Genomic DNA, 22,616 nt, shown 5'->3' with positions numbered 1-22,616 from the left:
GCGTCACGAGCCGGAGCCAGATTCAGGAGTTAGCCCGCTGAACTAGCTGCGGTTGTCGCGCGAGGCGAGGCGATTCGAGTAGCCTGCTCGTTGTGCTTCAGGCAGTGCTCAGCACTGAGGAGCGCCCAGACATACGCTCGCCGCGATTCCCTGCAAAACAGCGGCGCGGCCACCCCACGAAATAAGATCTCGCGAAAACCGAGCTGCACGGCGCGTTGCAGATAGCGACGATCGCTGCAGCAGCGGACTTCCGCGCCGCTGCGCTCCGAGCGCGACAGTAGCAGTTCCGTGACTGAACTTGATTCATCCTGCGCGCGGACCGCGACAGAGCCATTCAAGTCAATGGTGATCGGTCCGTTCTGATCAGAGCCGCCTGGCAAGTGCTTGAGCTTTTGCAGGATGAATGTGGCGTCACCTTCGGCCAGCGACAACGTGGTATCGGCCTGCTCGCGAGCCGGAATCTGCGAATCGACATCCGGAAAGCGCGCTTCATGCTGAATCTTCAGCCAGAGCGTCCAGCGTGGAGCGTGGAGTACTAGCCAATCCTCCGTCCGTCCCACGTGCAGTTCGTCGGTCGCGGCGAGTCGTAGTTTGGAGAATGCTGGGCAACGACGCGCCAGCACATCTCCGCTCCACGGGAAACGAAACCCGGTAAGCAGGATGGCCTGGCGGCCATCGGTGGCGGCCAGTTGTCCGTCGGCACACCGAAAACGAATACAGCCCAGCGAGTAACGCAACGACGCTGTATCTGTCGTGTTGGCCGCCTCCCGAAGTGCCGTCAGCAACTCAGCGTCGTTCGCGCAATCCTGAGCTGGCAGACTCGGCCAGGCATCGGTTGCCAGCGCTGGTGCCGACAACACTTGCGGGATCCCGGCCTCGGACCAGCGAAACACATTGCCTTCTAGCGTTGCCGCCAATTCCAACGGTTCGTGCTGCCGGCCTTCGACCTTAGCCAAGGTAACGTAGGGCACTGAAATGGGATCACCGCTACCTGCTCCCTCAACCACTAATTCAAACGCAACATTCTCGTTCTGAGCGCGTACGAGCAGCCCAGCAGCGGTCGCAACGAATGTCACTGGGGTTTGGTTCTTATGGGGCGTAAGTTCCAGTGCCGCCCGCAGCAGCGGGCGGACGTAATAAATGGCTGAACGGTGTAAACGTAACATGGCTAACTCTCCTTTGTGAGAAACAACAAGACAAAGAAAAGGGGCCACCTCGCCGGAGCGAAGTGGCGCCCGAGTAAGAAAACAACCACGCACTAGAATCCCCAACCGCTGGGGAGGAGCGAGTCGGGATGCCGGCGCTCGCGCTCCAAGGCATCCCAGTCGACGAACTGCGGGGACGACGGTTCGGAGTCGAAATCAACTTCGAACTCGGGCACGATCGAAAATCCTCGGCGGCGGATTTCATGCAGGTCTTCGCCGGTAGTTTGGGAAATAGCCGTTTCGAGTTCGCATTGAGTCATCAGCAGAATCTCCTGGAAATGGGTGAGCGCATGCGCGCAGCGGTAGCGCGGGACTGGAAACAGAGAACGAAGTCCCGCGGCAAACGTTGCCCCGGGCAGAAGACGGGCTAGGTGCCTGGTTCGAGCCAGTGCCGCTCTAACCATTCGCGTTCCGCGCTGAGGGCGAGTGAACGCGCGGCAAACGGTCCCAGCTGGGGACCGTGAACCGGGGACAGGTCAGCCAGCCACTGGCCATCATCAGTCGGCTCGACGTGCGAGCCCCGCATGATGGCCAGTTGTCCCAAGGTGGCTAGATCAATGGTCTCGTCATAGAGACCACGAATCGAGCCGTCGACTTGAATAACGAGTTGCATCAGTGCTTCCCTTCTAATGCGGCCGACGGACCAGATTGCGACGAGGACGATCGACCATCAGGCCATCGAGCACGCTCTGCACACCTGAAAGTTGGGAGGCAACTTCCTGACGCAGACCCCGATCGTCGCGGAGCTTTTGCGGGCCGACCCCGCGCACGATCCGCTGCGCCTGCGAGACCAGTTCCTCCAATTGCTGGTGCGAACCGACATTCAGCGACTGGAATCGCTGGAAAAACTCGCGCAGATTCTCGATTGCAGAGTCGCGGAAGACTTTGGGTTTGCCATCGACGTCTCCCGTGAGTCGTTCGGTTAAATGCTCCAGCAGCTTGGAAAACTCTTCGAAGAAAGCTTGCTCCGCCAGTTGAATCGCTTCAGTAAAACGAGCCTGCACCCGAGTGCATTCCTGTTGAAACAGGTCGGGAGTCAGTTGCTGCAGATACTGTGGTGGATCAATCGACGGCCAATCCCAGTTCACATCGAACATGCCCCGCAAGGTGACCGGATAGTCGCTGGCATTGAAGAGACGACCGAGCCGCTGACGGGCCGAGCGTTTGAGTTCTGCATAGCTCTCTTCCAGCTGTTCGACAGTCGCTCCCAATTCCCCTTTCAACGAAGTCAGCTGCACATTGAACGCCGCAATGTCCGCGCGGCGAATCAACCGGATACCTGGTTCCGGAAAGGGGAGTGAAACGCGGCGCCAGTACTGCACAATCTGACCGCGCAGGGCAGTCACCGCCTTCATGGCCGGATGGGTGGTATCGATCAGCTTCTTGCGCGCCGACAGAAACTCTTTCTCGGCGTCGAAGGTATCGGCAGCCTGCGACTGTTGCTCGGCTGTGAGCGACTTGCGGGATCCGAACCAGGTAAAAGAGACACGGGCGGCGGCCATGGCCGCTCGTAAGCGGTCAGCCATGGGATCTACCAGATTACCGGTCAGAGGAGTTGAAACTCGATCAGCAACAGACATGGTCATAGGACCTCCAAGGAACTTTCGAAAATGAGAAGGACAAGAAAGGCCGAGAGGCCAAACGACTGTCGTTTGGCCCCTCGGCAACGTGAGTAAAAACGACGAGGTCGTGCGCACCTGTCGCACTGGCCTCGAAATAAAATTAGTTCTGCTGGGCCGCCCGACTGACCTTACGCCGCGCCGGAGTAAGACTGGCTCCGTGCTCGTAGATTCCTGGTTGATCGGCGGCAAGGCAGCGGCCGCTGGCCCACGTCCGCAACCGTTCCACCGACTCCGCTGCGGTGACCGCGATCGGAGCAATGTTCTGGGCAGCCACAGTCAGGGGAACATCGAGTAAGGCCGCCAAGCGGCAGCAAGCGCGGACCTCTGCGCCCGTCCACTGCTCATCACAGGGACGAGCCTGCTGCGGATCGAGCCCGAACGTCGCCAGATAGAGTTCCCAGATCTGCTGGCGCTGCGTTGCATTGGGGAGGTCGATGAAGACCAGCCCATCAAAGCGTTCGGCCCGCGCAAACTCAGGTGGTAGCCGACTGACATCGTTGCAGGTCCCGACGAAGAATACGTCGCTGGTATGGTCGTTCAACCAGACCAACAACTGGCCAAAGAGCCTGGCCGAAACTCCCGAGTCGCCGCTGCCAGAGACTCCCGCGAGTCCTTTCTCTAATTCATCAAGAAACAAGACGCAGGGCGCCATGGCATCGACCACCTGCAAGGCTTGCCGCAGATTGCGCTCCGACTCGCCAACCAGACTGCCGAGCATGGCTCCCAAGTCCAGGACCAGCGTTGGCCGGCCTGTCTCACGGCCCAAGGCCTTGGCAAACTGGCTTTTGCCGCAACCAGGTGGCGATAACAAGAGCACGCCCCGCGGCCGCAGCAGGGGATTAGCTTCCCCTTGCCGGCGCATGGCCCGCAGACAAAAGGCTTTCAAGGACTCCAGCCCGCCGAGCTGCGCGAACGATTCCCCACCCCGGTGCAAGGTGAGGAGACCACTCTTCTTGAGCAGCTGGGCTTTCTGTTCCCACAGCACCTCGGCCGACAAGCGACCATGGCGAATGAGCGACAGGGAAAACGCACCTTCGGCCTCGTAACGAGTCAGACCGAGCGCGGCGTCGAGCACCCGCTCGAATTCCATTTCGGGTGGAAGTTCATCCTCTTGCGTGGCGATCCCGCGGGCGATCTCCGCCAGTTGCCGACGGCCCGGCAAGGCATGCTCCACTACGACAAACTGCTTTTCGAGTTCGGGCGGCAGAGCTACTTGATGCGCCAGGATGACCATTGAAGTGCGCGACTGCTTACCGCTCACTACCTGATGGGCCAAAGCTTGCACCGTCTCCGCTCCTTGGAGAAACCGGTGAAAGTTGACTAGCACGACAATCGTGGGCTGGTCGGATGCTGGCAGCGTACCGGCCACTTGAATGGCCGCGAGGGGATCGGCGGCGAGCGGTGCCGCCTCTAGGCCAGCGAGCTTCAACCCTTGCTGGATATCCCAGACAGCGAATCGCCAACTCTGCGCGTGGCAGAGTTGGGCAATCTCCAGGAGGGCTTCTTCATGTTCATGCGACTCGATCCAGATTCCTGTGAAGCAAGCGCGCACGAGTTCTTCCAATCGCTGGGTAAGCGACATCGTCGGTTCCTTATTAACGTAGGTTGTTGAGAAAAACGGCTGCGAGTAGAAACAGATGCGCTCAGCGCATCTGTGCGTGGCCGCCAGGAGAGGGCTAACGTTGCCCTTGAGACTGCGCGAGGTTGGTAGCCTGCTGCTGATAAAACTCCGGCGTGAGCTGTTCGGCTTGGCGGAGGCCGAGGGCCGCTTCGAGCGACTGGCTGGCAGCCTGGCAGCTGTTTCCCGCGAAACCACGGGTGGTGACCTGCGTGGCTCCCTGGGGAGAGACGATGACTTCAATGATCGGCATCGGCTTAGGCTCCCACATGAATAACGAGTTTGACGGAACCATCTTGTAACGACTGCTCGGTGACGCGATGTCCTTTGCGGCGCGCTTCGAGTTTAGTTTTTTCGATGGCGTAAGTTTGCAACAGCCGGTCGAGTTCGGCTTGCGCGCCCCAGCGACCGTTGTAGTTGTCGTACCGGACTTCGCCTGAGGCGAGTTGGCAGACGACCGGGTAGCGCCATCCGGGGAGTTCGACGGCGAGGCCCGTCTCCTGGCGGCTGAAGAGCTGCACGGTGCGGTGGATCGGTGGAGACAAGCGTAGCCGCTCGCAGGCACTGGCGATCGCGACTGGATCGCGCACCTGAGTCTGAATCTGCACAATGTGGGACATGAAATAAGGCTCCTTGAAAAATGAACGGTTGTGTTAACGTTTACAGGACTAGCTTGGTCACTCCTCTGGACTGTCGGTCAAATCGTCTCGTTCTAGCCGGGCCGGTTCGGTGCTCACTGTGAACAGCCGCGGTGCGTCGCTGGTCAATTCCGAGAGCAGGACTTCGGTCAGCGTCGCATCGTCGGGATCGGGTTGGCGGGCTAAATACAGCAGGTAGGCAATCAGCGCGAAAGGGAACAGTACCGGTGCCAGAACCAGCAGAGCGCTGAGCACGGTCACGGACCGCGTCTCACGCGCCCGTTCCTCTGCCAAAGCTTGTCGTTCTCGATCGAGAAGTTGCCTGGACTGATCGATTTGAGCGGTGGCCTGACGAAAGGCCGACTGCTGCTCGCGACTAGCAGTGAGCAACTCCTGTCGCGCTGCCGCGTCTGCTTTGACGAGGTCATCGGTGGCGCGCGTCAACTCTTGAACGTTGGTGGCCATCGCCTCATTCTGCCGAGCTTGTTGTTGCACGCTCAGTTCGGCGAACTGCGCGAGGCGCTGATCGCCAGGGGGACTACAGCCGCTCATCAAGAGCGGCAGACTCATCCCGAGCGGGATCAGTCGTCGATTCATGGTTTGTTCTCCTAGGCTTAAACATTCGGACAAGTAATCGCTGCAAGGCTCGCCGCAGCCGAATTTCTCGGGCGAGCGCAAACGTGAGCAGCAGCGCGAGGAGCGCAAAGGCTCCCAGCACTTCGGATCGAAACATGGTTGCTCCTGGAAAGATCAGTCGATCCGGGGCCACGACACCGTGGTCCGTTGATTTGCGGATCGCTCTGAAACAGGTTGTTTTTGATGATCGATAACGTCGCGAGCGAGGACGCCAAGGCGACGCATCTCTTTATCTGGCCGTACTTTGCGAGCGTTCCGAAACTGTGCGGTGTTGCCGCGATTTAGTGCAACGTGAAGAGAAAATAATTCCGCTCTTGTTCGGAGATACTCAAACCGGACAGGATTTCAGAAGCGTTTGCGATTCCCCTGGGCTCGACCGCTTTACCGGCCAGCCCTTCAGCTACTCCATTTCAGAGGTCTTCCGATGAGCGTTGATATTTCCCAGTGCAATTCGGCGTACGGTGAAATCAAAGTGCGGTGGTCAACCGTCGGTGAGGAACGGTTAACGCGGTTGCCGAAATTGCAACCCGTGCAGGTGATGCAGTGGACATTGCCCGCAGATGTCACCACCAATGATCCCGCCCACCTCCCCCTAGAGTTTCTCGTAGTCAGCGATTCGGCTGGCAATTTGCGAGTGGTGCCGCGGGTTCAAGCGCAGGCTTTTATTAGCCAGTGTTGCGCGTTCGGGCCGGCCATTCTCGCGAACGTCAAACCTGTTTCGGCCGACCAGTCCTTCGCCGATCAAGTACACGTTCTGTGCTATCGCTGGTATCGTTGCCGCAGCCTGCGGCAACGGCGCAGTTTCTCTTCGGCAGCGGATCTAGCAATTCGTCCGGGCGTATTGGCGGGTAGTATCAGTCGCACAATCTTGCCCGATGAGGTCGGCTCCATCAAACGTTTACTTGCCCTCGGATCGGATGCTGCGCGGGATGATGGCGACCAGCATCCAAGCAACAAGGTCGCAATCGCCTATGGCTTGTGCGCTGCGGCATTGCAGGATCCTCTTTCTTGCACCGACGAACAGGTTAGAGAGCTCGTCCATGCAGCGCTGTTCGAGCGGCTTGACGTTAGTCTTCCAGTGAGCGACAAAGCTGAGTTTGACGCTTGTTTGTGTGAGGCTCTGGCGAATCACCGCGATGATTCCGGCGGGGCATTCGACGCATGGTTTTCGGGCCCACACAGCAACGTGATCAAGGCTCTGACCGGGATGCTGAAACGAACTGCCAAACGGATGTCGCCTGAACTCGTGAAAGCCGGTTTGGTAGAGCTTGGCTGGGCCGGGCATTTCGCAGTCGCGACCTACATTCAGGCCTGTATGGGTTGGGTCCAACGGTGCTTGGCTGAAAATTTAACTCCCGTTGCGAAGGAACACTTCGAAAAGATCTACCTTCCTCAACCGGAGTTCGGTGGTCTGCCTCTGTTGATGCTCATGGATCGTGCGCCACTGATCGCACCACTGGTCCCTCGGCTGTGGGAAGCGCCTAATGACCGCCGACTGATTGGCGCCCTTCATCGTTTATTTTGCATTTACGGCGAAATGGTCAACGCGCGCCGCACCCTCGACAAGAGCGCTAAGCGGATCCGCCGGAAGCCCGTCTATCAGCAGCCAAAGTCGGCTGATTCGAGCCCCAAACCGCAGCTCAGTGCTGACGATAAGATCAAGCTGCTCGCCCGCCTGACCGAGCTGGCCCAGCAAGTCGCGACTCGCCGGAACTACAACTGCCGCTATTGTGGGAACCCGTTGAAATTCACCATCGAGCTCGATGTGTTTAAGCAGTTCGAACCGCTCGAAGCATGCGGTCTTTGCCCCTCTCATCCTGGCAGGTCACGAACGGTAAAGATCGCTTGGGCCGAGGCGACGAAGGTTCTTCGTGGCGAAGAACGGTAACCGCAAAACTGGATATTACGAACAGAAGCTCTAAGTCACGTTGACCGGATTTCCCCTCTTGGTGAAACCTTACATCACCAATGGGGCGATCCGACCGTGGATGATAACTTCTTCAAACCAGCCGAAGCTGCCCACAGGCTGGGGATTTCCGTCGCGACGCTCTACGACTGGCTCGGACAGTCAGACTATGGGCTGCTGGAAATCCGCGGTCAGAGGGTCAACATCAACTACCTGCAAGGAGGGGCGAAAGGACAAGGGCGGATCAGAATCCCCGCGAAAGAGGTCGACCGTTTGTTGGAACTCATGCGAGTCACGCCCAAACGTGTGCCGCAGCGCCAACTGCCAGTGCCCTCCCACGCGCTGCCTGGAATTACGGTTCCGCTAGGAAGGCCGACCAACAGCTAATTTCCGTTCTCATCTTCTTATGCCACAATTTCGTCGATAATTTAGCAGCGGCTACTGCCTCGGCTGTATGCGCGATTCAACGAGCCTACCACAGCCGATTCTTTCGTGCGCGCCGCAAGAGAAACGCTGAATTCTGGGGCTAGATGGCGCCATCTATTTGCAGAGTGGCTCGCGCCGACGAGAGGCGACACGGTGCGAAGGTATCAGGCGGGTGGCACAGCCGGATTACTACGTCGGCGGCATCACCGAAGCTGAAATCTAACTATGTTCTCACTATATAATGACGCAAAATACGAGAAAATTTAGCTGAGCGCCAGTTTGGTAGGAGATCGTGTAGACGGCCGGCCAGTTTGTCTTCGCCAAGGGTTCGCTTCACCTTAGCGATGCCGGGATTGGCAGCAAAACAACTTCGAACTCATCGCGATCGACTTGAGAGGCTCGCTATTATTTTTTCTTTGGAGCTGATCAAGCTACGATCCCTCGAATGGGCCTAGCCAATGATCGGAGGCTGCCTCGTTCCTCGCAACCGACCTGTCAATTTCGTTGATCAATCGGGTCACGTGAATCAACTCAAGTACCGGCGTTCCGCAAGAACTTTGGTCGGCGACGGCACAATTCCAACGTCTGGGCAGTTGGGTGAGGATTAGCCTAACGCGCAGTGGAGCCGTTTCGGAAAATCAGATTTCAAACTGAACCACTACTCCAATCCTGACCAGCTATCTTGATCTGAGGTTGTTGCCCGCAGGGTATGTCAGCCCCTGTCATTGCATAAATCGGTAAACCTCTCCTGGACAATGATTTGACGAATTCTGAGACCGCAACTAGGCTCAATTGCTTGAGGAATTTCCTTTACAAGCCAGCCAGGAGTCCGTCGGATGGCCAAGAAAGCCAAATCAGGCCCAAACAAATCACTTGCAATTCGCAACTACAAGGTAACCAACCCCTCCGCATCTCCGAAGGAAATCGCTGAAGCTCTGAGTAAGACTGGAATGGAAGTAACTCCGCAATTTGTGAGTACCGTCCTCTCTAACGCCAAACGAAAAGGCGGAGTGATTGGTAAACGGGGACGTAAGCCAGGCAAGGTGCCGGCAACCGCGAGCGGGGGAAGCAGCATCGAGCAACTCGTAAAGGCCAAAAAACTCGTGGATCAGCTGGGTGGAATTGACGCCGCCAAGTCAGCGATCAGCGCCCTAGCGCAAATTCTCGGCTGATTCATTGGTGTCGAAAATCAGTGATGCCACTCTGCAGTCATCGCTTGGTTGTCGACCGCGATCTGCTGATGCAATTGCATTTTCGGCCTAATGAAGGCACTGGAATCTTGACCGGAGCAGGGATAAACTCCACCCAGGCCCGCCTGCTGAGGCGGGCCATTTTTCGTTTCCAAGGAACTTCAACTACTGACGAATTGAACATAACGGTCGCCTGCGCTTCGGCGCAGACGATCGACATTTCGAACGATGCGTGAGCATCGGTGCTGCAGCAGTGTCGTTCAGCGAACGGCGGAATGGCAGATGCGCTGGATTCAAAACCTAGTTTCTGACTTACCAGCAGACTAGAGTACTTAGCACTGCAAATTGTTTTCAGCTAACTCCAATGGCTGCCCACAGCGGGTCCTGATAGTGCTTGCCCCACTCTCGGCCATAGTGAGCAAATGCCACTTGAGGCGTGTTGCCCATCAGCTCGGCCAATGTCTCGATCGTGCAACCCGCGCCGTTGTTCCAATAACCGGAGAGCAAGCGATGGGCAAACGTATGGCGGCATGTGTAACAAGAATAGCCTTTGCGAATTGGATCGGTATCCCAGCCTAAGTCCTTCCTCATCTTCGAAAACCTCGCTTTGCCAGTAACCTTTTTCCACGGCCTTCCCTGCGGATTGGGGAACAAAGGAGCATCCTTTGCGGCGGTACCTACTCGCCGCATCAACAACTTCGCCACTTCTGATCGGACTGGAATCTTGCGGGACTTCTTTGTCTTGGTTGAATAAACTCGCCAAAGCATCCCGCCTGATTGCAACTCCACGTCGCATACACGAAGCTTCGCGAGTTCACAGAAGGGCCTGAGGCCAGTGTGAATCGCCGCGAACAGAAAATCCCGAAATGGCTTGTCAGCAGCACCATAAAGGGCCTGTTCATCTTCGGGACTGAGGGACTGGAGCCGCGGCCGTGGTGGCGGCTTCGGAAACCCACGTAACGGGTTTACCACTCCATAACTTTCGCTAGCGAATTCAAACGCAGCCAATACGGCCGTAAGTGCGTTTCGCTTGGTCACTGGAGATCGCCAGTTGGGATGAGTTTCGACCCAGTGTTCGAGATGCCCCTTTTGCAGTTGCTCGAGCGGCAAAGCGCCGCAGTAGCTCGCTAAATCGTTCAGGGTTCGTCGAATGTGGTCGCCGCCTTCTGCTCCCAAATGCTTGCCCTTTACTCTCGTTTCGCAGTGCTGGACGTAATCCGAACACACCGTGGCGACGAGCACGACTGGTTTCGGCGCGATCGGTTCCTCGGGTGATGGTTTCCAATCCGCGCGCGATTTCAATCGAGCCAGTGCCAATTCTGCGGCCTGCTTGTTCGATTTGCCCTTGATTCGTTTGCCGGAGGAGTCGAGCAGCGCCACACGGCGTTTCGTGCCCGGAGGCGTAAAGTACCACGCGTCGGTCTGCTGCCAATGCCAGGCAGATCCATGCGCCCGACGCCGAGATTGAGTCGTATGGGTTGTAGTCAACTTTTTCGAGCTCATGCGCGCACCTTCTTGTCAGCCTTAGTTCCCTTTGGCTGGGCGATGTTCTGCGCCTTGGGTTGTTCGCCGATCGCGGCCCAAAGTGGGGCCTGATAATGCTGCCCCCATTCGCGACCGTAGTGGTCGAAAGCAACCTTCGGGGTATCCCCAATCAGTTCAGCAACCGTCTCGATCGAACAGCCGACGCCGCTCGTCCAGTAGCCCGAAAGCATCCGATGCACAAACGTATGCCGGCAGGTGTAGCAGGTGTATTTGCTCCGAACCGGGTCCTGATCCCATTTCAACTTCTTCCGCAGGTTGCCAAACCTCACCACGCCCGTCATCCGCTTCCATTGCCCACCCTTGGTGTTTCGGAACAGCGGCAGGTTAGAACCGGGCGGTGCGTCCTTCAGAAGTTGCGTGACAAGCTTGGCCACTTCGGGACGCACGGGAATCTTGCGAGTTTTCTTCGTCTTGCTGGAATAGACTCGCCACATCATCCCGCGCGGCGTCTGTTCGATATGTTCGGCCTTCAGTTGCGCCAGTTCACAAAAGGGCCGCAGTCCGGTATGAACAGCAGCAAACAGAAAGTTTCGGAACTGCGGTTCCAGGTTGTCGTAAATCACCTGTTCATCGTCCGGAGTAATCGACTGCAGGCGGGGCTTGGGTGTTGGCTTCTTAAGCCCTTTGAGCGGATTGGCCACACCGAACATTTCTTCGGCTCGATTGAAGGCTGCCAGCACGACGGATAAAACCCCGCGATGAGTCTCGGTGCTGCGCCACGACGAGTGGGCTTCGATCCAGGTCGTGATGTGCCCCTTCTTGAGTTGCGAAACAGGGAGGGCACCACAGTAGGCACAAAGGTCATTAAGCCACATCTTCGCGCTGCGGTGATGCCCTGCACTGGTGGCCGCCTTCGAAACGCCCCGTTCGCAGTACTGAAGGTAGTCTGAGCAAACGCGAGCCACGATCCACTCCCCCTCGGGGGTGTAGCCTGGGCCATTGTCGGCCAGAGTTACCTTGATCTTGGCAAAGGTGCGCTCGGCCTCGTCTCGCCTTGCCAGTCCCTTGATGCGTTCACCCTGTTCGTCGAAGAGGGGCATTCGCTTCTTCGTGCCCGGTAACGTGTAGTACCAGGCGTCGGTCTGCTTCCAGTGCCAAACCGAGCCGTGCTGTTGCCGTCGCACCTTCCGTTTTCTACCCACGAAACAGTTCTCTTTCAGCTTGGTTGACCGCTTATTTTCGCGCCCCGATACTGTCACCGTTGCTCGTAACCTCGGTGAAACCCCCGTGGTCGGCTTGTTCACACGCTCCATCGCACGGATATTTTATGCGTTTGCTACACAGATTAGCTACACTAATCATTGCTGCCGGCCTGTTTTGCATCTCGTTTCGGCCGGTAATTGCCGAGCAGAATGCAGCATCTAGTCGTGTACCTAACATAGTGCTAATACTTGCCGACGACCTGGGCTATGCCGATCTTGGTTGCTATGGTGCCAGAGATATTCGCACGCCAAACATCGATCGACTGGCGAAGGAAGGAACGAGATATACGAGTTTCTGCGTCGCACAGTCTGTTTGCACTGCGTCGCGGGCGGCACTGATGAGTGGTTGCTATCCGCATCGCATCGGGATGGCGGGCGCGCTCAATCATACAAGCAAAGTCGGCATTCATGCCGATGAACTGCTGCTGCCCGAATTGTTGCATAAGCGGGGATATGCCACAGCTTGCTTTGGGAAGTGGCATTTGGGAACCAAGCCGGTCTTTTTTCCCACTCGCAACGGCTTCGATCAATGGGCGGGTCTTCCCTACTCAAATGATAACGGTCCACTCCACCCGACGGTGCGCGACATACCGGCTCTTCCGTTTTATCGCAACGATGAAGTGACTGAGACCGATCCCGATCAATCGCAGTTCACCAAGCGGTTCACCAGGTTGTCGATCGAATTCGTCACGGCGAACAAAGACAAACCCTTCTTTTTATATTTGCCGCAGGTGATGCCACACGTACCTATCTTTGCGTCGCCCGAGTTCAAGGGAAAGTCGAAGCGCGGGTTGTATGGCGATGTGGTGGAAGAACTCGATGCTGGCGTTGGCGAACTCATGCGTGCTCTCGACGACTTGCAGTTGGCCGAGAATACGCTGGTGATCTTCCTCTCAGACAATGGGCCTTTTTTGAGCTATGGCGATCATGCGGGGCGCGCGGAACCATTTCGCGAAGGCAAACTTACGACTTTCGAAGGAGGTCACCGGATGCCCTTCATCGTCCGCTGGCCCAGTAAGGTTCCGGCTGCTCAGGTGCGGAACGAGCTGATCACTGCGCTTGATCTGCTTCCTTCTTTGGCGACTATCACTGGGGCGAAGTTGCCGACGCTTGCAATCGATGGTGTCGACCTATCTCCGCTGCTGCTAGGTAAAGAGCAATCGCAAGGGCGAGACTCGTTTGCTTACTACTCGGCCAGTGAGTTGCACGCCGTTCGCAAAAGAAACTGGAAGCTTCATTTTCCGCACGAATATCTCACGGTCGCTGGTCCGCCGGGAGTTGGTGGCAAGCCGGCCAACTTTGCCAACATGAAGCCGAACTCCATCGAACAATCGGGCATTCGCGGGATCGCCAGCCGGCACGGCTATCGGGTCGAGAAGATCGAACAGTCGTTGTTCGATTTACTGGCCGACCCTGGGGAAATGAAAAACGTGGCTGCTGACAACGCAGCAATCGTCACTGAACTATCCAAACTTGGCGACCAGTTTCGCTCCGAGCTTGGTGATTCACTCTCACAAGTCAAAGGGGCGGGCTTGCGACCAGCAGGGCTGAGCGAGTAAACGCTCACCCGTTCAAGCCCTTGAGTGCGCCGGTGCTGTCGCCGAGGAACGGCAAGCGAACATCTACACGCTCGAGCATCGAAAGCCAAAGGTTGTTGAGGGGCGTTTCGTTCTGATACTTGATGTGACGGCCGGTTTGGATGGTGCCGCCACCACGGCCTGCGAGCAGGATTGGCAGGTTGTCGTGGTTGTGAGCATTGCCATCCGAGTTACCGCTGCCATAAGCGATCTGGCAGTTGTCCAGCAGCGTGCCACCACCTTCCGGAATCGACTTCAGCTTCTTCAGCAGGTAAGCGAATTGTGACGTGTGGAAGGTATTGATGTCGCGAATCTTTTCCTTCTTCTTCGCGTCGTTGCCGTGATGCGACAGGTCGTGATGCCCTTCGTTCACACCGATGAATGAGTAGGGTTTGTTGCTTCCTTCGTTGGCAAGCACGAACGTGGCCACGCGAGTGACGTCGGTCTGGAAGGCAAGAACCATCAGGTCGCACATCAGGCGAATGTGCTCGGCATAGTCCTTGGGAACGCCGGCAGGAACCGGGAAGTCCGGAGTCTTCACTTCCGGCAAGTGCGAGGCGCGATCGATCCGCTGTTCGATATCGCGAACAGCAGAGAAGTATTCGTCTAACTTGCGGACATCGTTACTGCTCAATTTGCCGCTGAGATCCTTCGCATCTTCACGCACAAAGTCGAGCACGCTCTTGCGCTTTTGATCGCGTTCGACGCGGTCCTTGGCGGGAGTGGTGGTGAACATTCGCTCGAAGATCAGCTTGGGATTCACTTCCTTGGGCAAGGGCTGAGTGGCCGAGCGCCAGGACATAGTCGAGGAATAGACGCAGCTATAACCCGAGTCGCAATTGCCGGCCATCGAGCCTGCTTCGCAACCAAGTTCCAGCGAGGCGAGACGAGTCTGATCGCCAATTCGCGAAGCAGCGACCTGGTCCACCGAGATGCCGCTGCGAATGTCGGTGCCGTCGGTCTTGCGAGGTTGAGCACCGGTCAAGAACGCGCCGAGCGCGCGAGCATGATCGCCGCCACCATCGCCATGGGGACGAGCCTTGTCGGCGGTGAGCCCGGTGAGGACGTTGAAGTCGTGCCGGAGTTCTTCGAGTGGTTTGAGAATGTGGGGCAGTTCGTAGTTGGTGCCTTCAGCGGTCGGCGTCCAGTCAGCCATGTTCTTGCCGTTGGGAACATAGAGGAAAGCCATGCGCACCGGCGCTGTGGCCGACTTGCGCGAGCCAGCATCAGCAGCCCACGAAGAGACCGAGCCCATGGCTTCGAGCCACGGCAGCGTGAGAGAAACACCAAGGCCACGCAACACGGTTCGGCGGGAAATGGGGCTCGTCATTTGGCAGGATCCTTTCCTCGGCGGTTACGAAACGGCTCGCTCTTGGCGATCTCAATTACCAGGCGGGAGAACTTGTAGTCGTCGGCAGCAAGGCCGCCGACAATTTTCTGAATAGTCGGACGGTCGTAATATTCGAGGCCGCGACCCAGGCCGTATGTCAGCATTTTCTCTGCCAGGTTGCGGCCAAACAACTCTTTTTTCGACTGAATGATCTTCTTTAACTCGGCGGGCCCGGCAAATGACTGACCATCCGGCAAAGTACCGGCAGGATCAATCTTCTGCTTTTCCTCTTCCCAGCGGTACTTGCCCACGGCGTCGAAATTCTCAAAGGCAAAGCCGATCGGGTCCATTTTCGCGTGGCAGTTGGCGCAGGCGGGATTCGCCATGTGCTGAGCCATTCGCTCGCGAAGCGTCCCCTTCAGTTCCGCACTTTCCTTTAGTTCTGGCACATCGGGTGGCGGTGGCGGCGGCGGAGTACCAAGAATCTGTTCCAGCACCCACCTGCCACGTTTGACCGGCGACGTTCGAGTGGGATTGGAGGTAACCGTCAGTACACTGGCCATCGTAAGGAGGCCGCCCCGTTGATCGTCGGCCAGTTGGACGCGGACGAACTCTTCCCGCGGTAGCTTTGGACGATTGGGGCGGTTCTTCTTCGTTGCCCAAGTGGTGCCGGTGTCATCGAGAATGCCGTAGTGGTTGCCGAGGCGTTCATTCAGGTAAGTGAAATCCGCATTTATCAGATCGAGAATGCTGCGGTCCTCTTGCACAATGGCCAGGAAGAACAACTCCGTCTCGCGCAGCATGTCTTGCCGCAGGCTGTCGTTGAAGTCCTTGAACAGCGTTTTATCCGGCGAATGCATTTGCAGCCGCCCGAGTTGCAGCCATTGGACGGCGAAATTCTTGTAAAGGGCGACCGAGCGCGGATCCTTCAGCATGCGGCGAACTTGGGGTTCGAGATTCGCCGACAATTGCCCCTTGAGCGCGAGGCGAAAGAGTTCGTCGTCGGGCATGGAACTCCAAATGAAATACGACAAGCGTGAAGCGAGTTGAAATTCATCCAGCGCCCGCGACTCGGCCGCCTGGGGCCGATCGTCGAGTTCCAGGCGAAAGAGAAACTTGGGCGAGACCAACACAGCCTGCATCGCGAACTGCATGGCTCCTTCCCATTTTTCGCCGCTCGCCAGGGCTGCCTCTGCCAGTTGGCAGAGCCGATCCACTTCCGCCGTTGTAGCTGGTCGGCGATACGCGCGGGAAGCAAACCGCAGCAGGACTTCGCGAGTCTGTTCGGCCTGCGGCTTCTCAGGGCTGCAACGAAGCAATTTTAGTTGCGTCGCTGGACGCATATCTTTCGGACCCGTCAGTGCGAAATTCTCGACATGCAGGGTTTGCAACGGTTCGCCATCGGCCGCCTTCAGCAAGCCGACAGCCATCCGGTCCATTCCCTGGGGCATCGTGAAATCGAGTTCCAGGTTCTGAGCCTTCTTGTCCTCACGGGCATCGACGGTGAACTCCTTCAGAATCTTGAAGGAGCGGAAGGCCTTGGTGCCGCCGACAATATTCGCACCGCGGTCCACAGGATCGGGTTCCGCCAATTCTTTACCGACGGCGAGGACGACAACCTTCACCGGCTCTTTGCCTTCCGTGGTGGCATAGGTGCGGACGCGGAACTGATACTCGCCGGGCGGCAGGTTTTGATATTGGGTATGCAGAGGACCAGTGAACTGTGCCGTCTCGTCCTTGGCACTGATGGGGCGCCATTTTTGCTTGGGTACGTTGCCACCAGCAGGTTCCAAGTACTGGCCGCCTTGCCAGCGCGTGGGCGACTTGGGCACTTCCACCACGATGGCCCGCTTCATAATGCCTTCAGCCGCGGCCAGGTAACGTTCCATCAGCACCGGCGACAGTGTGAGCACGTCGCCAATGTTATCGAAGCCGTGGCCGACGTCGTCCGAGGGAAAATCTTCGGCCGCGTTAAAATCAACGCCTACCAAATCGCGAATCGTGTTGTTGTATTCGGTCCGGTTGAGGCGGCGAACAGTCACCCGCCCTGGATCGGGCTTGGCATTCTGATCAGCCCGCAAGAAAACGCCTTTCACGGCAGCGAGGAAGGCGGTCGTGTCGCTGGCCATCGGCTGAGGCTTGTCTTTGGGGGGCATTTCGCCCGCTTCGACCATGTCGACTACATGCTCCCAGACTTTCCGCCCCTTCACGATCGATAGCTCGTCCTTATACGAGTGCAGGCGGACGTCAGCCTTCCCTTCTTTCTCGCCGTGGCAGTGCAGGCAGTTCTTATTGACGTAAGCGAACAGATCCTTGGTTAGATCAGGCTTGGCACTACTGTTTCCTGACTCTTGCGCTGTTGCAATGGAAAATCCCGATAGTGAGAGGAGCGCAATCAAGAAACCAAGACGCATAGCGAACTCTGCTCACGAAAGGCGGGGCGACCAAGGAAGGTTGCAGGCGGGAGGAGTCTCGATCATAACCTTGCCCTCGTCCGCAGGAAAGCGCGAACAAGCCGCAAACGCAGGCACGTCATTCCAATCTCCTCGCCCTGCGAAGCGAAATCGCAGCATCAGGTTTTACCAACATGTTCAACATTCAGCCTCATTGTTGAACACGCTGCCGTCGTAAGGCCTTGTTTTTTAGAGACTTACAAAACATCGCTGTTCAACAATCGGCCCGTTTGTTGAACACCCCCCCCGCTTGCGGTTCGCGTGCCAGGTTCTACTTCTGGCACCGATGAACCGAGCCGCTACTTCTCCCCGAACCCCGCCAATACTTCCTGGGCGGCGGCGATGGTGGCCTGGATATCGGCCGGAGAATGGGCAGCGGAAATGAAGAGGGCTTCGTACTGGCTGCAGGGCATGTAGACGCCGCGATTCAGCAGGCCCCAGAAGTAGCGGGCAAAGCGAGTGGTATCGCTCTGGCTCGCAGTATCCCAATCGGTCGGCTGCATGGGATTGAAGAACAGCGTGAGCATGCTGCCCACGCGAGTCAGCGAGGCAGGAATCTTCGCCGCTTGCGCTGCAGCTAGTAAGCCATCGCCCAATTGCGCGCCCAATTGTTCCAGTTTCTCGTACGGCGGCTGATCGCGCAACTGCTTGAGCGTTGCGATCCCCGCTGCTGTTGCCAGGGGATTGCCGCTCAACGTTCCCGCTTGAAACACTTTTCCGGCCGGCAGCACATGCTGCATGACCTCCTTGCGGCCTCCGTACGCACCAATCGGCATGCCACCGCCAACAATCTTCCCCAGCGTGGTCAGGTCGGGAGTGAAGTCGAGCAGTTGCTGCGCACCGCCGACTGCAACGCGAAAGCCCGTCATCACCTCGTCGCAAATCATCAGTGCGCCGTGTTTCCAGGTGAGTTCGCGCATCGTCTGCAAAAACTCGGCAGTTGGAATGACGGTTCCCATGTTGCCGACGATCGGCTCGAAGATCACGCCGGCAATTGTCGAACCATGCTCGGCAAAAATCTCTTCCAGATTCGCTGGATCGTTGTAGCGGCAGATGATCGTGTCCTGCGTTGTCCCCGCCGTCACGCCGGGCGAATTCGGCACCCCCAGCGTGGCCGCCGAACTTCCCGCCGCTACCAGTAGGCTATCGACGTGCCCGTGATAGTTCCCGGCGAACTTGATAATTCGATCGCGGCCGGTATAACCCCGCGCCAACCGAATGGCACTCATGGTGGCTTCGGTACCGCTGCTCACCAGCCGAACCATCTCGATCGACGGCACGAGCTCGATAATCAACTCGCACAGTTCGTTTTCGCCAGGCGAGGGCGCACCAAAACTGAAGGCCTTCTCGACCGCGGCGCGTACCGCCACGACCACGGCCGGATGTTGATGACCGAGAATCATCGGCCCCCAGGAGCCGATGTAGTCGATGTACTGATTCCCATCGACATCGAACAAATAAGCCCCACTCGCCCGATCCATCACCACGGGCTCACCGCCAACTGCTCCAAAGGCTCGCGCAGGACTATTCACGCCCCCGGGCATGATCTCTTTCGCACGGGTGAAGATGGCGTGGCTGTTGGGACGTTGCATGGCATTGTTCCGGAGAGGCTTAAAACAAACTTGGGAAACAAAAAGCCTTGCCCCACCCGTACAGGTGTAGCTTGCGGCCTTCGCAGTGAATAAAACGGAACCGATGAGTCAAGTCTGTAACGGAAGCGGTGACTCGGCAAGGGGAAGGGGCAGCGTTCCGAGCGCTGCTCCAGCCCAGACAACTACAATCCAAGAAAGCTGCCAATCATGCTCTCCCATGATTCGCCCTCTCGATCTTCCCGCGCGCGAGGCTTCACCCTCGTTGAACTACTCGTGGTGATTGCCATTATCGGCGTATTGGTGGCCCTGCTGTTGCCGGCCGTGCAAGCGGCGCGCGAAGCTGCTCGCCGCATGTCTTGCAGCAACAACCTCAAGCAGCACGCGATCGGGCTGCACAATTATCACGATACTCATGGCAAGCTGCCGTATGCTGCTTCGCACTGGGGGCATGGCGGTTGGCTCAAGATGACACTGCCGTTCATCGAGCAACGCGCGCTGTGGGAAAAATGGACCGAAGGTTTGGTCTATTCTTCGCAGCCCAATCTCGATCTTTGCCGGATACGAATCAAGGCGCACATGTGCCCCAGCGATAACCCCACGTTCTCCACTTGGAACAGCGGCGGCCAGCGAATGGCCAACATGAACTACGCGGTGAATCTCGGCAATACGACGGTGTTTCGCGTCTCGCCGTTCAACGGCGTCACCTACAACGAAGCGCCTTTTCGTTACGAAGAAGCACAAATTTCTCCCTCCATGATTACGTTCTCGTTGGCCGGCATCACTGACGGCACGAGCAACACGCTGATGCTCGCCGAAGTGCGGCAGGGACAGAAGCCCGCATCGGGAAATCAAACCGATTTGCGCGGCCTGCAATGGTATGGCCACCACACCGGCATCACCACTCACAACGCCCCGAATACCAAAGTCCCCGACTATGTGCAGGTGAATTGGTGTCCCGATCCCACGGGTGCGGCCTCCATTGGCATGCCCTGCCAGACGGAATCGGGCAAAGACACGGGCTCGACACCGAAAAATCTTTCCGCCCGCAGCACGCATCCCGGCGGAGTGATGACAGCGAACTGCGATGGCTCGGTGCAGTTCGTCACCAACACCATTGATCTGACAACCTGGCGCAATCGTGGAGCCTCGCAGGATGGAAATCCGTAGCTCGCTATCTTTTCTGTTCATCAGTTTGCTCTTCGCGGTCGCAACAGCCGGCTGCTCACTTGGGCCGCGCCTCTACCAAGTGACTGGCACGGTAAAGCACCAGGGGGAACCCATCGCCAAAGGGCAAATTCAATTCGAAGCAGACAATCCTGGCGACGTTGGCGTTTGCCCGATTGAGAATGGCAAGTACAGCGTCAAGCTGACCGCGGGTGAAAAGACCGTCCGCATTTCAGCGCCGCGCGAGACCGGCAAATTCACCGAAGGTGGCATGGGAGCCAAGATTCCGGAACTTGTCGACCTTCCCGCCAAATTCAACACGGCCAGCCAGGAAAAACGAACCGTCGAAGCCAACGAGCCGCAGACCATCGATTTTGATTTGCAATAAATCGACTGGCTTGATTGCTTTTTCCTTCTGCATTCTGCGTTCTCAGTTCTGCCTTTACCCGCCCCTCGCCACCCGCGGCTTGCCTCTCTAAACTGTGAGCAACCTCACGTTTCTCCACGCGAAAAGAGATTCACGCTCATGGCTGCGCCAGATCTGTCCGCTACTCTCGCTCAACTCGATGCTGCTGCCGCTGCTGCCAAAGTCACCCCAGCGGCCGCGGCCAATATTCGCACTTGGTTGACCGAACCGCGCTATCGGGAATATGCCGCCGAAACGGCCCGCCATGTAACCGAAGGGAAGTGGAAAGAACTCGACGACGCCTTCTGGACCGTCATTCCCTTCGGCACCGGTGGCCGTCGCGGCAAGATGTACCCCATCGGCTGCAATGTGATCAACGACCGGACGATCGGCGAAAGCGCTCAAGGGCTGGCGACCTACGTTCTGGAGCAAAAGTTGCCCGCTGGTTCGCTTTCATGCGCGATCGCTTACGACACGCGGCACAACAGCCGTCGGTTTGCCGAACTGTGCGCCAGCATTATGGTCGCCAACGGCTTCAAGGTTTACTTTCTCGAAGACTATCGCAGCACTCCGGAGCTTTCGTTTCTGGTCCGCTATAAAAAGTGCTCCTGCGGCATCATGGTCACCGCCAGCCATAACCCGCCCAGCGACAACGCGGTGAAGGTCTATTGGTCGAGCGGCGCGCAAGTGATTCCACCGCACGACAAGGCCATCGTCGATCGCGTGATGAGCACCGGCGAAATCAAGACGACCGACTTCAACGCCGCGGTCGAAGCTGGGCAGGTGATCTTCTGCAAAGACGAAGTCGACCAGGCATTCTGGACTAATGTTCTCACCCAGCGCACGCCCGGCCCGCGGAACTTGAAAATCATCTACTCGCCGTTGCATGGCGTGGGCGAGTCCGCTGTTGTTCCCGTACTGCAAGGAGACGGGTTTCAAGACGTCGAAGTCTATGGCCCCCATCGCGAGCAAAGCGGCGATTTCCCGAACGTTCCCGGCCATGTTTCGAACCCCGAGAATGTCGAAGTGTTCGACGCGATCATTTCCCGGGCATACGCATCTGGCGGCGAACTGATTCTCGCCACCGACCCCGACTGCGATCGCATGGGCTGTGCCGCACCCGTGAAGAAAAGTCTCAAGGGTGACTTGAAGCAAGTTCCTTGGGCTACGTTCACCGGCAATCAACTGGGCGTGTTGCTCGCCGACTATGTTTGCGAATCGCGCAGGAAAACTGGCGGGCTCACGAAGGAGAACTTCCTCGTTTCGACGCTCGTCACCACGCAGATGATTCGCCGAATTGGTGACTCTTATGGTGTGACGACTTACAACAACCTGCATGTCGGTTTCAAATGGATTGCCCAGCAAATCGACGCTTCCGGCCCCGACAAGTTCCTCTTCGGCACCGAAGAGTCGCACGGCTTTCTTATCGGCCAATACGTCCGCGATAAGGACGGCGCTGCGGCCTGCATGCTGATGGCCGAACTGGCTGCCGTGTGCAAGGAGCAGAAAAAGACGGTCCACGAAAAGCTCGACTCGCTCTATTGGCAGCATGGCTACCACGGCGAACGCGTGCTCAACGTCACCATGCCGGGTTCGGCGGGTATGGCGAAGATGCAATCGCTGATGGGCAACTTCCGCTCAGCACCGCCCACCGCGCTCGGCGGCATCAAGGTCGCAGCCGTCCGCGACTACAAAGCTCTTACCCGCACAGTCACCGGCGGCCAGCCCGAAAAGCTCGACGCTCCACCAGCAGACATGGTGATTCTCGACCTGGCCGAAGAAGGAAACTACGTGGCCGTTCGCCCCAGCGGAACCGAGCCCAAGGTGAAGTTCTACATGTTCACCTACACCCCCGCCGAACAGCTTGCTGACCTTGACCGCACCAAGGAAGAAATGGCTGCCCGCATGCAAGCCTTTGAAGTTGACCTCAAAGCCTTTGCGGCGAAAGCGTAAGTCGCTATCCTGCAGCACGCTTATAACAACCACCGCCAATATTTGATTTGCGGCGCTCGTTACGATTGTTATCATGCGACTCAATTATTGACATGCACCCCGATTGCAATTGAGGCTCAAATGGCGCGCGCAAAAAAAGATCCAGCAAAAGCT

20 protein-coding genes are annotated in these 22,616 nt (G+C 57.6%); 7 read left to right on the top strand and 13 right to left on the bottom strand.

Annotated elements, in window-relative coordinates:
- Window positions 1–29 precede the first annotated feature (29 nt).
- From ETAA8_RS20805 to ETAA8_RS20770, 8 genes are all read right to left on the bottom strand, one after another.
- On the bottom strand, window positions 30–1,166 hold the full coding sequence (locus ETAA8_RS20805; RefSeq protein ID WP_145092763.1) for a hypothetical protein: 1,137 nt from the start codon (window positions 1,164–1,166) through the stop codon (window positions 30–32).
- 92 nt (window positions 1,167–1,258) lie between these two features.
- Window positions 1,259–1,465 carry a hypothetical protein gene (locus tag ETAA8_RS20800; protein WP_145092760.1) on the bottom strand — a complete coding sequence of 69 codons (207 nt, stop codon included), beginning with the start codon at window positions 1,463–1,465 and terminating at the stop codon, window positions 1,259–1,261.
- Between the two features lie 107 nt (window positions 1,466–1,572).
- Entirely contained in the window at window positions 1,573–1,818 is a 246-nt protein-coding gene (locus ETAA8_RS20795; RefSeq protein WP_145092757.1) for a hypothetical protein, read from the bottom strand.
- A gap of 13 nt (window positions 1,819–1,831) precedes the next feature.
- Window positions 1,832–2,791, bottom strand: a complete 960-nt coding sequence (locus ETAA8_RS20790) for a hypothetical protein (protein ID WP_315851576.1) — start codon at window positions 2,789–2,791, stop codon at window positions 1,832–1,834.
- A gap of 136 nt (window positions 2,792–2,927) precedes the next feature.
- Entirely contained in the window at window positions 2,928–4,409 is a 1,482-nt protein-coding gene (locus ETAA8_RS20785; protein WP_145092754.1) for an AAA family ATPase, read from the bottom strand.
- 94 nt (window positions 4,410–4,503) lie between these two features.
- Window positions 4,504–4,698 (bottom strand): DUF2997 domain-containing protein, encoded by a 195-nt coding sequence (locus tag ETAA8_RS20780; RefSeq protein WP_145092751.1) that lies wholly within the window; start codon window positions 4,696–4,698, stop codon window positions 4,504–4,506.
- 4 nt (window positions 4,699–4,702) lie between these two features.
- Window positions 4,703–5,065 (bottom strand): DUF1257 domain-containing protein, encoded by a 363-nt coding sequence (locus tag ETAA8_RS20775; RefSeq protein ID WP_145092748.1) that lies wholly within the window; start codon window positions 5,063–5,065, stop codon window positions 4,703–4,705.
- A gap of 57 nt (window positions 5,066–5,122) precedes the next feature.
- Window positions 5,123–5,680 carry a hypothetical protein gene (locus tag ETAA8_RS20770; RefSeq protein WP_145092745.1) on the bottom strand — a complete coding sequence of 186 codons (558 nt, stop codon included), beginning with the start codon at window positions 5,678–5,680 and terminating at the stop codon, window positions 5,123–5,125.
- A gap of 463 nt (window positions 5,681–6,143) precedes the next feature.
- Here ETAA8_RS20770 and ETAA8_RS20765 point away from each other — a divergent pair, with 463 nt between their 5' ends.
- The 3 genes from ETAA8_RS20765 to ETAA8_RS20755 all read left to right on the top strand — a co-directional run bounded on the left by ETAA8_RS20765 (window position 6,144) and on the right by ETAA8_RS20755 (window position 9,223).
- Window positions 6,144–7,607, top strand: a complete 1,464-nt coding sequence (locus tag ETAA8_RS20765; RefSeq protein ID WP_145092742.1) for a hypothetical protein — start codon at window positions 6,144–6,146, stop codon at window positions 7,605–7,607.
- A gap of 96 nt (window positions 7,608–7,703) precedes the next feature.
- Window positions 7,704–8,012 carry a helix-turn-helix domain-containing protein gene (locus ETAA8_RS20760; protein WP_145092739.1) on the top strand — a complete coding sequence of 103 codons (309 nt, stop codon included), beginning with the start codon at window positions 7,704–7,706 and terminating at the stop codon, window positions 8,010–8,012.
- Window positions 8,013–8,887: 875 nt separating this feature from the next.
- On the top strand, window positions 8,888–9,223 hold the full coding sequence (locus ETAA8_RS20755; RefSeq protein WP_145092736.1) for a hypothetical protein: 336 nt from the start codon (window positions 8,888–8,890) through the stop codon (window positions 9,221–9,223).
- 369 nt (window positions 9,224–9,592) lie between these two features.
- On the opposite strand, the gene ETAA8_RS34800 is transcribed toward ETAA8_RS20755, so the two are convergent.
- Window positions 9,593–10,744 carry a tyrosine-type recombinase/integrase gene (locus ETAA8_RS34800; RefSeq protein WP_202921137.1) on the bottom strand — a complete coding sequence of 384 codons (1,152 nt, stop codon included), beginning with the start codon at window positions 10,742–10,744 and terminating at the stop codon, window positions 9,593–9,595.
- Window positions 10,741–11,910, bottom strand: a complete 1,170-nt coding sequence (locus ETAA8_RS20745) for a tyrosine-type recombinase/integrase (RefSeq protein ID WP_145092733.1) — start codon at window positions 11,908–11,910, stop codon at window positions 10,741–10,743. Before ETAA8_RS20745 ends, ETAA8_RS34800 begins: the two co-directional genes overlap by 4 nt.
- Before the next feature lie 143 nt (window positions 11,911–12,053).
- On the opposite strand from ETAA8_RS20745, the gene ETAA8_RS20740 reads away from it, so the two are divergent.
- A complete protein-coding gene (locus ETAA8_RS20740; RefSeq protein ID WP_145092731.1) occupies window positions 12,054–13,547 on the top strand; it encodes a sulfatase family protein in 1,494 nt (497 codons plus the stop codon).
- A gap of 4 nt (window positions 13,548–13,551) precedes the next feature.
- Here ETAA8_RS20740 and ETAA8_RS20735 read toward each other — a convergent pair whose 3' ends face one another.
- The 3 genes from ETAA8_RS20735 to hemL form a co-directional block, all read right to left on the bottom strand.
- Complete coding sequence (locus ETAA8_RS20735) at window positions 13,552–14,895, bottom strand: DUF1552 domain-containing protein (RefSeq protein WP_145092728.1); 1,344 nt, start codon at window positions 14,893–14,895, stop codon at window positions 13,552–13,554.
- On the bottom strand, window positions 14,892–17,309 hold the full coding sequence (locus ETAA8_RS20730) for a DUF1592 domain-containing protein (RefSeq protein ID WP_145092725.1): 2,418 nt from the start codon (window positions 17,307–17,309) through the stop codon (window positions 14,892–14,894). Before ETAA8_RS20730 ends, ETAA8_RS20735 begins: the two co-directional genes overlap by 4 nt.
- A gap of 338 nt (window positions 17,310–17,647) precedes the next feature.
- Window positions 17,648–18,940, bottom strand: coding sequence for a glutamate-1-semialdehyde 2,1-aminomutase (hemL, locus tag ETAA8_RS20725; RefSeq protein WP_145092723.1), 1,293 nt, complete (start codon window positions 18,938–18,940; stop codon window positions 17,648–17,650).
- A gap of 207 nt (window positions 18,941–19,147) precedes the next feature.
- Here hemL and ETAA8_RS20720 point away from each other — a divergent pair, with 207 nt between their 5' ends.
- From ETAA8_RS20720 to ETAA8_RS20710, 3 genes are all read left to right on the top strand, one after another.
- A complete protein-coding gene (locus ETAA8_RS20720; RefSeq protein WP_145092720.1) occupies window positions 19,148–20,107 on the top strand; it encodes a DUF1559 domain-containing protein in 960 nt (319 codons plus the stop codon).
- A complete protein-coding gene (locus tag ETAA8_RS20715; RefSeq protein WP_145092717.1) occupies window positions 20,094–20,492 on the top strand; it encodes a hypothetical protein in 399 nt (132 codons plus the stop codon). The genes ETAA8_RS20720 and ETAA8_RS20715 overlap by 14 nt, the downstream gene beginning before the upstream one ends.
- 138 nt (window positions 20,493–20,630) lie before the next feature.
- A complete protein-coding gene (locus ETAA8_RS20710; RefSeq protein WP_145092714.1) occupies window positions 20,631–22,463 on the top strand; it encodes a phospho-sugar mutase in 1,833 nt (610 codons plus the stop codon).
- Window positions 22,464–22,616 lie beyond the last annotated feature (153 nt).

The sequence above is a fragment of the Anatilimnocola aggregata genome (genome assembly GCF_007747655.1).
Lineage (GTDB): Bacteria > Planctomycetota > Planctomycetia > Pirellulales > Pirellulaceae > Anatilimnocola > Anatilimnocola aggregata.
This window is presented reverse-complemented; position numbering and strand designations above follow the sequence as displayed.